Origin of the sequence: Streptomyces sp. S3(2020), from assembly GCF_013044505.1 — a bacterium.
Taxonomy (GTDB): Bacteria; Actinomycetota; Actinomycetes; order Streptomycetales; family Streptomycetaceae; genus Streptomyces.
On record NZ_JABERD010000261.1, the window covers coordinates 1 to 11,944 of the forward strand.

Genomic DNA, 11,944 nt, shown 5'->3' on the forward strand with positions numbered 1-11,944 from the left:
TAAGGACCCCCCCCCCGCCCCGGCCCCCCCCCGGCCCGCGCCGCGCCCGCCGTCGACATCACCGCGAGTCCCAGCGAGCCGCCCATCGTGCGGGAGGTGTTGACCAGCCCCGACACCAGTCCCGCTTCCCCGGGCGCCGCCCCCGACGTGGCCAGCGCGGCCAGGGGTGTCGTGGCGAGACCCGCCCCGAGCATCATCAGGATGCCGGGAATCATGATGGCGACGACGTACTCCCCGTCCACACTCATCGTCGACTGCCAGGCGAACCCGGTCACCGCCACGAGCGTCCCCAGCACCGCCACGTTCCGCTCGCCCAGCACCCGCATGAACCGCGGTGCCGCCTTCGACGCGAGCACGATCGCCAGGGAGCTCGGCACCAGGGCCAGGCCCGCCTCGGTCGGGGAGTAGCCGAGCACGTTCTGGGCGTACAGCGTCATGAAGAACCACATGCAGAACATCGCGGACCCGCTCAGGAACATCGCCACGTTGGCCGACGCCACCGAGCGCAGCCGCAGCAGTCCCAGCGGCATCAGCGGGGCCGCCGTACGCGCCTCGACCAGCAGGAACACCCCGATCAGCGCCACCCCGGCCAGCAGCGGGAGCACGGTCGCCGACGACGTCCAGCCCTCGGCCTCGGTCTGCGAGATGCCGTAGGCCACGCTCGCCAGCCCCGCCGTCACCAGCACCGCGCCCGGCAGGTCGAGCCGCCGCCCGTCCCCGGCCCGGCTCTCGGGCAGCCAGCGCAGGGCACCGAGGAGGACGACCGCGCCGACCGGGACGTTGATCAGCCGTGTCCAGCGCCACGACCACCCGTCCACCAGCACCCCGCCGACGAACCCGCCCGCCGCGCCGCCGCCCGCGCCCACCGCCGTCCAGGTCGCTATCGCACGCGCGCGTGCCGCCCCCTCGGGCACCGCGGAGGTGACGATCGTCAGCGTCGAGGGCGCCAGCACCGCCGCGCCCAGCCCCTGCACGGCCCGTGCGACCAGCAACTGCCAGCCGTCCTGGGCCAGTCCGCCGCCCAGTGAGGCGAGCGTGAACAGGCCGAGCCCGACCAGGAACATCCGCTTGCGCCCGAACAGGTCCCCGGCCCGCCCACCGAGCAGCATGAACCCGGCGAAGGCGATCGCGTACGCGTTCACCACCCATTGCAGGCCCTGCTGCCCCACCCCGAGATCGGCTCGGACCGACGGCAGGGCCACGTTGATGACCGACATGTCGAGGACGACCAGGAATTGCCCGGCACACGCGAGCGCCACGACCAGCCAGGCGGGAGTCGCGGTACGCGGACGAACGGGACGGGTGACTTCATCGGCTCCGAGCATGGGCGCCATCGTCTCAACCGCCCGCCGCTCCCGGCATCGGGATTTGGCCCTACGCCCCAGGCCCCACCTCCTTCCGTCTCTTTCCTTCCGTCAAGAGAAGATAAAGAATTCGTTAGCTGCCCGAAGCATCGGAATAGTTGCCCCAGCACACCGGGTTGCTGACACACATGAGACCTACGCCGACCGATCAGCCCAGCCGCCCGGCAAGCGGCGCCCTCGTCCCGGTGCTCGCCTTCGCGGGCATCGTCGTCGCGGTGATGCAGACCCTGCTCGTCCCGGTCATCAAGGACCTGCCCCAGCTCCTCGACACCGAGCCCAGCAACGCCACCTGGGTCCTGACCTCCACGCTTCTCTCGGGTGCCGTGGCCACGCCGATCATGGGCCGCCTCGGCGACCTGTACGGCAAGCGCCGGATGCTGATCGCCAGCCTGGCGGTGATGGTGGTCGGCGCCCTGGTCAGCGCGCTCACCAGCGACCTGATCGTCATGGTCGTCGGCCGCAGCCTCCAGGGCTTCGCGATGGGTGCGATCCCCCTCGGCATCGGGCTGATGCGGGACATGCTGCCCCGCGAGAAGCTCGGCTCGGCGATGGCCCTGATGAGCTCCTCGATCGGCGTCGGCGGCGGCCTCGCCCTGCCGCTCGCGGCACTGATCGCCCAGCACGCCGACTGGCACGCCCTCTTCTACGGTGCCGCGGGCCTCGGCGTGCTCTCCATCGTCCTCACCCTCCTCGTCGTACCGGAATCCCCCATGCGCGCCGAGGGCTCCTTCGACGTGCTCGGCGCGTTCGGTCTCTCCACCGGTCTGGTCCTCTTCCTCCTGCCCATCACCAAGGGCAGCGACTGGGGCTGGACCTCGGGCACCACGCTCGGCCTGTTCGCCGCGTCGGCCGTCGTGCTGCTGCTGTGGGGCGTCTTCGAACTGCGCACCAAGGCACCGCTCGTCGACCTGCGCACCACGGCCCGCCCGGCCGTCCTCTTCACCAACCTCGCGTCGATCATGGTCGGGGTCAGCTTCTACGTCGTCTCGCTGGTCCTTCCCCAGCTCCTCCAGCTCCCGAAGGCCACCGGCTACGGCCTCGGCCAGTCGATGGTCGTCGCCGGCCTGCTGGTCGCCCCGCTGGGCCTGACGATGATGTTCACGGCCCCGGTCTACGCCCGCCTGTCCGCGAAGTACGGTCCCAAGACCACCCTCATCCTCGGCATGCTGATCATCGCGATCGGCTACGGCGCGGGCCTGGGTCTCATGAGCGCGGCCTGGCAGAGCCTGGTCATCGCCGTCGTCCTCGGCGCGGGCATCGGCCTCGCCTACTCCTCGCTGCCCGCCCTGATCGTCGGCGCGGTCCCGGCCTCGGAGACGGGCGCGGCGAACGGTCTCAACACACTGATGCGGTCCATCGGTACGTCGGTGTCGAGCGCCGTCATCGGCATGGTCCTCGCCAACACCGCGAACACCGTGAACGGGGTCGAGATCCCGACCATGCACGGCTTCCGGGTCTCCTTCCTCATCGCGACCGGCGCGGTGGCGATCGGCCTGCTGATGGCCCTGTTCCTGCCGAAGCCGAACCGCGCGCCGCAGCTGCGGGCGAGCAGCGAGGAGGACGCCAACCTGGCACGCGCGCAGGAGGCTCTGCGCGGCTTCCACGGCCGGGTCCTGGACGCCGAGGGCACCCCGGTCCCCCGCGCCAAGGTCACGCTGATCGACCGCCGCGGCCGTCAGGCGGGCGCGACGCTCTCCGACGAGGACGGCAGCTACGCCCTCGCGGTCCCGGCCCAGGGCGCGTACGTCCTGGCCGCCCGCGCCACCGGCCACGGCCCCCTCGCCTCCTCCGCGACCCACGCGGGCGACGAGAGCGCGGTCGCCCTGGACCTGTCACTGCCGGGCGAGACGGTCACCACCGCCTGATGAGACTTGCCGGGCCGTGGAGACTCGGTGCCGTAGCCGCCAGCAGGTGAGCACTGACGCTGTCTGAAGCACTCGACTTCCGGGGTCAGACCGTGCCCCTGCTGGTTGGCCGGGAGGCGGACGCGGCGGACGTCTTCGGCCTCAAGGCGCACGTGCCCGTCAAACGGGTCGCGCCAATGGCCTGTCCGCCGCGCAAGGCGGGGATGCGGGTCCGCGACGAGCCGGGGCGCCGACGTTCTGCAAGCGCAAGCGCACGCGCACGCGCACAAAGGTCAAGCAGGCGATGGAGGGCTTCGGCGGGTTCGCCGAGAACTTTCAGTTCACCGCCGCTTCGGAGGACGGCAGGTGCTGGGCGCGCTCGCGCACGCCCAGCACAACGAGGCCGCCCGCGGCGAGTACATCGGCGCGATCGGCGAGGACGGCCGGGGCAGTTCGTGGGCCGGCGCTTCGGGGCGATGGTGTTCAGCTGCCTCGCCGGGGAACTGCGCACCGGCCACGTGGCCGTGGCCGGGTCCGAAGCGCGTGCCTGCGCATGGCTCAGGCGTTGGTGCCGACGTGGAGGGTGCCGTCCGGAGTGGCGGTGGCATAGGTGCCGAAGATGGCGCCGTTGTCGTCGACCAGGCTGCTGACGGACCAGTTGCCGGTGGTGCCCTTACGGACGCGGTCCCAGACATCACCGTTGACGACAGCCTCGACGTGCAGGTCACCGTTGGGCAGGCCGGCCGAGGAGATCTGCTTCACCGCGCCACCCGCGTCGATCTTCGTCGAGTTGCTCCACGCACCGCTCTCGGAACGGGTACGGTCCCAGACCTCACCGGCGACAAGGGCCTGCACATGCAGGGTCCCGTCCGGCAGCCCCGCGGAGGCCAGGTCCTTGATACTGCCGTTGCCGTCGATCATCGTGCTGCCGCCCCAGGTGCCGTTGGCAGCCCGCGTACGGTCCCAGATCTCACCGTTCACCAGCGCCTGGACGTGCAGGGTGCCATTGGGCAGAGCGGCGGAGGCCACGTCGGTGACGGCGCCGCCCGCGTCGATCTGCGTGGCGTTGCTCCAGGTGCCGTTGGCGGCCCGGGTACGGTCCCAGATCTCACCGTTCACCAGCACCTGGACATGCAGGGTGCCATCGGGCAGGGCGGCCGAGGCGATGTCAGTGATGTTGCCGTTGCCGTCGATCTTCGTCGCGTTGCCCCAGGCACCGCCCGCGGCGCGGGTGCGGTCGAAGACCTGACCGCCTGCCAGGCTCTGGACGTGGACCGTGCCGTTGGGCAGACCGGCCGCGGAGATCCTGTTGACGGCGCCGCCCTCATCGATCAGGTCGGCGGTGGCGTCCCATGGGCCCCCGTCGGGTCGCGTCCGGTCCCACACCCGGCCGCCCTGCGGAGCGGAGGGCGGGTACGGGTCGGCGTGGTCGCTGCCCAGCCCGGCCAGCGGCCCGCACGTCGGCCAGGCACCCTCGCCCTGTCCCGCGAGGACCTTCTCGCCGGTCAGTATCTGCTCCTTCTTGGTCGCCAGGTGCGGGTAGGTCGCGTAGGCGTCGCCGCCGTACGCGTTCCAGGTACTGAGGCTGAACTGCAGCCCGCCGTAATAGCCGTTGCCGGTGTTGATGCTCCAGTTGCCGCCGCTCTCGCACTCGGCGACCTTGTCCCAGGTGGCGACCGAGGCGGCCTGCGCCGGGCTCGGCAACGCCGTGGCCAGGGCCATGGCGGCGGCCGACGCCAGGAGAGCGGCGGTGAGTCTGCGGGTGGACACGGAAGGCCTCCAAGGGGGTGAGAACGGCATGGGAAACCCCGGTGCCCGGGCGGTGCCGGACACCGGGGTGATGGTTCGAGCACCCCACGGTGCTCAGGGGTTGACCTGCCGTCAGGCGTTGGTGCCGACGTGGAGCGTGCCGTTCGGGGTGGCGGCGGCGTAGGTGTCGAAGATCGCGCCGTTGTTGTCGATCAGGCTGCTGACGGACCAGTTGCCGGTGGTGCCCTTGCGGACCCGGTCCCAGACATCGCCGTTGACGACGGCCTGGACGTGGATGTCACCGTTGGGCAGGCCGACGGAGGAGAGCTGCTTCACCGCGCCACCGGCGTCGATCTGCGTGCTGCCGCCCCAGGTGCCGTTGGCGGCACGCGTACGGTCCCAGATCTCACCGTTCACGAGTGCCTGCACGTGCAGGGTCCCGTCAGGCCCCGCAGCCGAGGACAGGTCCGTGATGGCGCCGCCCGAGTCGATGCGGGAGCTGCCGCCCCAGGTGCCGTTGGCGGCCCGCGTACGGTCCCAGATCTCGCCGTTCACGACCGCCTGCACGTGCAGGGTCCCGTCAGCCAGCGCGGTGGACGCGATGTCCGTGATGGCGCCGCCCGAGTCGATCTTCGTGGAATTGCCCCAGGTGCCGTTGGCGGCCCGCGTACGGTCCCAGATCTCGCCGTTCACCAGCGCCTGGACGTGCAAGGTGCCGTCGGGCAGGGCGGCGGAGGCCACGTCACTGATGTTGCCATTGGCGTCGATCTTCGACGAGGCGCCCCAAGTGCCGTTGGCGGCGCGGGTGCGGTCCCAGATCTCACCGTTGACCAGTGCCTGGACGTGCATCGTGCCGTTGGGCAGACCGGACGCCGAGACCGCGTTGACAGCGCCGCCCGCGTCGATCAGGTCGGCGGTGGCGTCCCAGGGGCCGCCGTCCGGACGCGAGCGGTCCCAGACCCGCCCGGCGGGCCGACTCGTCTCACCGACGATGCTCTTCAGCCGCGCGGGCTTGAAGGTTCCGTACCCCGAGAAGTACGGGTACGGGATAGCGCGGTAGTGGACGCCGGAGCCGGTGAACTCGTAGCCCATGTACTCCGTGTGGGTGGAGTCCGTCCACGAGCCGAAGAGGGCCACGTGCCCGCTGCTGCCGCTGGCCTCGTTGAGCAGGACGTCGCCCGTCTTCAGACTGTCCTTGGTACTCCACTCCGCCACGTCCTCCGGGATGAACGTGTTGGTGGTGAGGGACGAGCCCAGGTTCCAGGCCATCGAGACATAGCCGGAGCAGTCCTTGCGCCAGCCCTGGTAGTAGTCGGACTGATCGTAGGTGAGGCCGATCCCGACCCAGCTCTTTGCCCGGCGGATGACCTCGTCGCGGGTGATGGCCGGGGAGGCCACGGCCGCGGCCCGACTGTCGGAGGCGCTGCCGGCCACCGGGGTGACCGGGCCCTGCCCGCTGCTGCCGTGGTCGGCGTCCGCGGCGGCGGACACGCCCCCCGCTGGGGCCGCCCCGGCGCTCTGGACGGCGCCCAGGAGGCTCGCCGCCACGACGGCCATGCCGACCGCGGCGGCTCTGCCACGGTTTTTGAGCATGCTGAAGGACACAGTTCTCCTAAGGGAGTTGGCGAATGAGGTGTGGCGAGGTGCAGTGAGATACGTCGGTCAGGCGTTGGTGCCGACGTGGAGGGTGCCGTCCGGAGTGGCGGTGGCATAGGTGCCGAAGATGGCGCCGTTGTCGTCGACCAGGCTGCTGACGGACCAGTTGCCGGTGGTGCCCTTACGGACGCGGTCCCAGACATCACCGTTGACGACAGCCTCGACGTGCAGGTCACCGTTGGGCAGGCCGGCCGAGGAGATCTGCTTCACCGCGCCACCCGCGTCGATCTTCGTCGAGTTGCTCCACGCACCGCTCTCGGAACGGGTACGGTCCCAGACCTCACCGGCGACAAGGGCCTGCACATGCAGGGTCCCGTCCGGCAGCCCCGCGGAGGCGACGTCCTTGATGCTCCCGTTGCCGTCGATCATCGTGCTGCCGCCCCAGGTGCCGTTGGCAGCCCGCGTACGGTCCCAGATCTCACCGTTCACCAGCGCCTGGACGTGCAGGGTGCCATTGGGCAGAGCGGCGGAGGCCACGTCGGTGACGGCGCCGCCCGCGTCGATCTGCGTGGCGTTGCCCCAGGTGCCGTTGGCGGCCCGGGTACGGTCCCAGATCTCACCGTTGACGACGGCCTGGACGTGCAGGGTGCCATCGGGCAGGGCGGCGGAGGCGATGTCAGTGATGGCGCCGTTGGCGTCGATCTTCGTCGCGTTGCTCCACGTGCCGTTGGTGGCACGGGTGCGGTCCCAGATCTCGCCGCCGACCAGGCTCTGGACGTGGACCGTGCCGTTGGGCAGTGCGGACGCGGAAACCGAGTTGATCGCGTCGTTGGTGTCGATCAGTTCGGCGTTGGTGTCCCAGGGACCGCCGTCCGGCCGGGACCGGTCCCACACCCGGCCGTGCGGAGCCGCGGCCGTGGAGATCTGGACGTCCAGATAGTCCTGGTCGATGTTGATCGTGACACCGCCCCAGGTCTCGTTGTGGCCGCCCGAGTACTGGTGGATCCGCTGGTGGTTGCTCCAGCGCGAGCTGGGCACCACCGGGTCGGCGGTGTCCGCGACACCGTTCCAGAGCGCGTCGAAGATGACGTCCGGCATGGTGTAGCTGTTGTAGTTGTCGACCAGGTCCTTGATGCCGGAGCCGCTGCTGCTGTAGATCCCGGAGTGGTAGCCCCGGGAGTGGAGTTGCTCGGTCCAGGCGGACTCGAAGGCCAGCACCTTGGAGCTGAGCGACGAGGAGTACGCCTCCATGTCGTAGTACAGCGTCGAACCGGGGCTGAACCCGAGCGCGACGGCGTCGCTGATGGCGGCGTTGGCGGCGCTGATGCCCTGGTTGGCGGGCGAGGTGATGCCCGAGGCCTGCGTGCCGACGTAGATCGGGATGAACCGCCATCCGTCGTCGGCCTGTTGCTGTACCCAGCTCGCCGTGAGGTTGGGCTGGCTGCAGGCGCGCTGCGAGCCGCCGATGTAGATCCCGACCGCGCTGTAGGGCGAGCTGGTCTGCCAGGCACTCATGGCGGCGGAGGAGGGGGCGGCACAGGCATCGAAGCCCTTGCCGGTGAAGTTGGTGGCGGTCGCCGGCAGGGCGTCGGCCTGCGCGGTGAGAAGCGGGGCGGACAGCTCGGACGGCGAGGACACCCCGGTCTCGGCGGGTTCCTGGGTGCGGGGAGCGGTCGCCGGGATCCCGGCTCCGCCCAGGATGCTCCGGACGAGCGCCGGGTCCGTGCCGTACGTCGCCGTGACGCTCACCTTGGCCGCCTTGGCGCGGTACTCGTGCTCGCCGGGCTCGGCCACCGTGCCCCGCCGATCCGCCGGGTTGTCGGCCGGCTCGATGACCAAGGCCTCGGTGCGTCCCACGAGGTGGCTGGGACAGTCCTGGTCGGCGCCGGGACGGCCGAGGTACACCGCGTGCCGGTCGAATCGCACGCAGGCGTTCGGGGTCTTCGCGAGGTCGACCACCTCCCACGAGCTCGGCACGGTGAACCGGTGTCCCTGGTAGTCCAGTTGTCGCCCGTTGGCTGACGCGTCCGCCTGGGCCGGAGCAGTGCCGAGCGCGCCGAGACCGAGGGTCACCAGAGCGGTGACCGCGGCTGTCGTCTGGGCTCTCCGTCTCCGGAGGCCCCCGTTCTTCTGCGGGTCGTCCTTGTGCGAGTCGTCCTTCTTCGTGGATAAGCGCATTCGTGTCCCCTGATTGCTGTGAACGGGCAGGAGAAAAGTGCGGGTTGAGCAGCAACGAGAAGCGGCTCATGCAGGATGCGAAGGGAAGGTGAAGGCGGCCGAAGGGCATGGGAGAGGTCACCGAGAACTCAGACTCCGATACCTGTGCTTCCCCTGAGCCCTCACGGTGAGTCCGCTATGACAATCACCCCCGCCGATCACAATGCGGGGCGACTCCCGATGCTGTCGTTAGCTGCGAGTCCACAGGTGTGTTGTCACAGCGTCCACAGCGGCCTCCCATCAGCTCCACAATTGCTCCACATCACCTCTGTCCCGGCTCGCACGCGGCCTGCGCCCGTACGCGGTACTTGTGGGGCGACATGCCGTACGCGCCACGGAAGGCACGGGTGAAGTCCGAAGGGCCCGGGGTCCGCCGGATCGCGGCGGGCGCCCGCCAGGCGCTGACTGCGGATCCGGGCCGCGACCGTTTCTCCGGCGAGAGGGCTTCCGCTGCCTCCGGCGCCTGCACGAACCGGGCGGAGAGCAGGTCGATCAGTGCCGTGCCAGGCATGGTGTGTCGGACGGCTCCAGGGACTCGGCCTCCCGGCCCCACCACACCCCCGTCGCCCCCATTGCGGGGAGTGTGGTGCACCATGGGGCGCCCACACACCCGTACGACCGGAAGGCCCCCGCCCATGACCGCGGCACCCAAGCCCGAGATCCTGGCCGCGTTCGAGGCGGCGAAGGGATTCATGCCGGTGGACGAGGGCCTCGCCCTCCATGCCGCGGCCGTCGGGGCGGGCCGCCTCGGGCTGCCGTTCCTGGAGGTCGGCACGTACTGCGGCCGTTCCGCGATCCTGCTCGCCGACGCGGCCCGCGCGGCCGGCGTCGCCGCGCTGACCGTCGACCACCACCGCGGCAGCGAGGAGCAGCAGCCCGGCTGGGAGTACCACGACCCGGAGACGGTCGACCCCGAGATCGGCCTGATGGACACCCTGCCGACGTTCCGCCGGACCCTGCACAGGGCGGGCCTGGAGGACCACGTCGTCGCCCTGGTCGGCCGCTCCCCGCAGATCGCGAAGATCTGGAGCTCCCCGCTCGCCCTCGTCTTCATCGACGGCGGCCACACCGACGAGCACGCGAACGCCGACTACGAGGGCTGGGCCCCGCACGTCGCCGAGAACGGACTGCTGCTCATCCACGACGTGCACCCGGACCCCAAGGACGAATTCACCGGCCAGGCGCCGTACCGGGTCTATCTGCGGGCGCTGGCGTCGGGGGCGTTCACGGAGGTGTCCGCCACGGACACGCTGCGCGTGCTGCGGCGGGTGGGTGCGGGGATCTGAGACGCCGAGACGCCGCGGGTCTCAGGGCTTCACGTTGATGTCGATGTCGACCGGGGTCTGGATGACATTGCCCGTGCCGACGCCCGGCTGACCGTAGACGTGGTCGACGGCGCAGACGTCCTCCGGCGGCGTACAGGGGAACGCGGCGGCCTGGGCCGTAGGCGCCCCCAGTACGACCGCCCCGGCGGCAGCGACGGCGACGGTGGTGAGGACACTCGCCATAACACGCATAGGTGAATTCATGGGCGATTCTCCGCATATCACCCAGCCGTGAGCGACACCGACGCTGCCGTTCGGATGAAGCGACCCGTCCGGTGACCCGCCGCTAGGGTGGCTCTCGTGTCGTACGTAGGCCCGGACTTCGATCCCCCCCAGCCCCGCCGTTCCCGGCGCCGCCCCCTCACCGTCGCGGTCGCCGCGCTCGTCCCGGGCGCGCTGCTCGGGTGGCTCGTGTACGAGACGGTGGGCGGATCCGGTGGAGGTTCCGAGGAGGCGGTGGGGACGCCGACATCGTCGTCGAGCGCACCGGCCTCTCCTACGACGGCCTCCACATCCGCTCCGGACGACGAGAAGCCGAGCCCCGTCCCCACCCCCAAGACCTCCGCGCCCGCCGTCTCCGGCCCCCTCAAGGGCAAGGTCGTCGTCATCGACCCGGGCCACAACCCGAACAACTTCCAGCACACGGCCGAGATCAACAAGAAGGTGAACATCGGTACCGGCTGGAAGGAGTGCGACACGACCGGCACGTCCACCAACTCCGGTTACGCGGAAGCCGAGTTCACCCTCGATGTCGCCCACCGGCTGCGCACCCTGCTGGAGAAGCAGGGCGCCACGGTGAAGTTGACGCAGGACGGCGACCGGACCTTCGGCCCGTGCATCGACGAACGGGCGAGCATCGGCAACAAGGCGGACGCGGACGCCGTGGTGTCGATCCACGCGGACGGCGCGGGGGCGGGCCAGCGCGGCTTCCACGTCATCCTGCCGGGCAGCGTCCACTCCGGCTCCGCGGACACCCGCCCGATCGTCGCCTCCTCCGCCGAACTCGGCGAGCGCATCGCCGGCAGCTTCGTCCGCGTCACGGGCAGCGCCCCCTCCAACTACGTCGGCGACGGCACCGGACTCGTCACGCGTAAGGACCTGGGCGGTCTCAATCTGTCAACGGTTCCCAAGGTGTTCATCGAGTGCGGCAACATGCGCGATAGCAAGGACGCGGCACAGTTGACCAGCGGTGCCTGGCGGCAGAAGGCGGCGCAAGGGATCTCTGAGGGAATCGTGAGTTTCCTGCGGGGGTAGCGTTCCGGGGGCTGATCCCCAGGGACAGCTTCGTCGGACGGACGATAAGGTCGTCCCTACGATGAGGGGCCACCCCCGCGCTTCACACAGGGGCCTTACGGCGACATGGTGACAGCGACGCCTCCAACGATTGCCGACGATGAGACGACTGACCGAAGGACCTTGAAGTGAATATCCGCTCCCTCACTCGAGGCGACGGCGTGGTGATCGGAGCAGCGGTACTGCTCTTCATCGCGTCGTTCCTCGATCTCTACTCCGTCTCCGGGTACGACCTCGACGTGAACGCGTGGGACAGCCTCGGCATGGGCCTCGGCATCTACATCGGCGGGGTCATCGGCGCCGCCCTGATCGTGGTCAACCGCTGCCTGCCGCAGGCCCGCAAGATCGCCGGGCTGGACCTCGGGACGGTCGGCGTGGCCTTCACGGTCCTCGCCGCCTGGAGCCTGTTCTGGTCGCTGGTGGACTCCGGTGAGAACACCGACGCCGGTTCCGGTCTCATCCTCGGCTTCATCGCGTCGCTCGTGCTGGCCGCGGGCGCCGTGGCCACTCCCCTGGTCGCCGCGCTCCAGGCCGCCCTCATCCCGGCCCCCCGCCC

9 protein-coding genes and 1 pseudogene are annotated in these 11,944 nt (G+C 70.4%); 4 read left to right on the forward strand and 6 right to left on the reverse strand.

Annotated features, from left to right (window positions below; genetic code table 11):
- Window positions 1-1,325, reverse strand: a 1,325-nt coding sequence (locus tag HLK59_RS43515) for a DHA2 family efflux MFS transporter permease subunit (protein WP_240982983.1), incomplete at its 3' end; no start/stop codon positions are given.
- A 167-nt stretch (window positions 1,326-1,492) separates the two neighbouring features.
- Here HLK59_RS43515 and HLK59_RS43520 point away from each other — a divergent pair.
- Window positions 1,493-3,229 (forward strand): MFS transporter, encoded by a 1,737-nt coding sequence (locus tag HLK59_RS43520; RefSeq protein WP_171147204.1) that lies wholly within the window; start codon window positions 1,493-1,495, stop codon window positions 3,227-3,229.
- Window positions 3,230-3,766: 537 nt separating this feature from the next.
- Here the strand turns inward: HLK59_RS43520 and HLK59_RS52180 are convergent.
- The 4 genes from HLK59_RS52180 to HLK59_RS43540 form a co-directional block, all read right to left on the reverse strand.
- Window positions 3,767-4,978: a transglycosylase family protein gene (locus tag HLK59_RS52180; protein ID WP_346779951.1), complete on the reverse strand. Its 1,212-nt coding sequence runs from the start codon at window positions 4,976-4,978 to the stop codon at window positions 3,767-3,769.
- A 111-nt stretch (window positions 4,979-5,089) separates the two neighbouring features.
- On the reverse strand, window positions 5,090-6,550 hold the full coding sequence (locus HLK59_RS43530) for a hypothetical protein (protein ID WP_171147205.1): 1,461 nt from the start codon (window positions 6,548-6,550) through the stop codon (window positions 5,090-5,092).
- A 69-nt stretch (window positions 6,551-6,619) separates the two neighbouring features.
- The gene (locus HLK59_RS43535; RefSeq protein ID WP_171147206.1) at window positions 6,620-8,731 is read right to left on the reverse strand and encodes a glycoside hydrolase domain-containing protein; all 2,112 of its coding nucleotides are present in this window, start codon (window positions 8,729-8,731) and stop codon (window positions 6,620-6,622) included.
- Window positions 8,732-9,032: 301 nt separating this feature from the next.
- Window positions 9,033-9,281, reverse strand: coding sequence for a hypothetical protein (locus HLK59_RS43540; RefSeq protein WP_171147207.1), 249 nt, complete (start codon window positions 9,279-9,281; stop codon window positions 9,033-9,035).
- Window positions 9,282-9,405: 124 nt separating this feature from the next.
- Here HLK59_RS43540 and HLK59_RS43545 point away from each other — a divergent pair, with 124 nt between their 5' ends.
- The gene (locus HLK59_RS43545; RefSeq protein ID WP_171147208.1) at window positions 9,406-10,056 is read left to right on the forward strand and encodes a class I SAM-dependent methyltransferase; all 651 of its coding nucleotides are present in this window, start codon (window positions 9,406-9,408) and stop codon (window positions 10,054-10,056) included.
- A gap of 21 nt (window positions 10,057-10,077) precedes the next feature.
- Here the strand turns inward: HLK59_RS43545 and HLK59_RS43550 are convergent, their stop codons facing one another.
- Window positions 10,078-10,278, reverse strand: coding sequence for a chaplin family protein (locus HLK59_RS43550; protein WP_171147209.1), 201 nt, complete (start codon window positions 10,276-10,278; stop codon window positions 10,078-10,080).
- A gap of 117 nt (window positions 10,279-10,395) precedes the next feature.
- Here HLK59_RS43550 and HLK59_RS43555 point away from each other — a divergent pair, with 117 nt between their 5' ends.
- Together HLK59_RS43555 and HLK59_RS43560 are read left to right on the forward strand one after the other, a co-directional pair.
- The gene (locus HLK59_RS43555; protein ID WP_171147210.1) at window positions 10,396-11,349 is read left to right on the forward strand and encodes an N-acetylmuramoyl-L-alanine amidase; all 954 of its coding nucleotides are present in this window, start codon (window positions 10,396-10,398) and stop codon (window positions 11,347-11,349) included.
- A gap of 200 nt (window positions 11,350-11,549) precedes the next feature.
- Window positions 11,550-11,944 (forward strand): annotated as a pseudogene (locus HLK59_RS43560) (hypothetical protein); the annotation flags it as partial.

Excerpts from the sequence above, each read along its gene's own strand:
- HLK59_RS43520 (WP_171147204.1), top strand. The coding sequence starts at position 1,493 with ATGAGACCTACGCCGACCGATCAGCCCAGCCGCCCGGCAAGCGGCGCC.
- HLK59_RS43530 (WP_171147205.1), bottom strand. The coding sequence starts at position 6,550 with ATGCTCAAAAACCGTGGCAGAGCCGCCGCGGTCGGCATGGCCGTCGTG.
- HLK59_RS43535 (WP_171147206.1), bottom strand. The coding sequence starts at position 8,731 with ATGCGCTTATCCACGAAGAAGGACGACTCGCACAAGGACGACCCGCAG.
- HLK59_RS43540 (WP_171147207.1), bottom strand. The coding sequence starts at position 9,281 with ATGCCTGGCACGGCACTGATCGACCTGCTCTCCGCCCGGTTCGTGCAG.
- HLK59_RS43545 (WP_171147208.1), top strand. The coding sequence starts at position 9,406 with ATGACCGCGGCACCCAAGCCCGAGATCCTGGCCGCGTTCGAGGCGGCG.
- HLK59_RS43550 (WP_171147209.1), bottom strand. The coding sequence starts at position 10,278 with ATGGCGAGTGTCCTCACCACCGTCGCCGTCGCTGCCGCCGGGGCGGTC.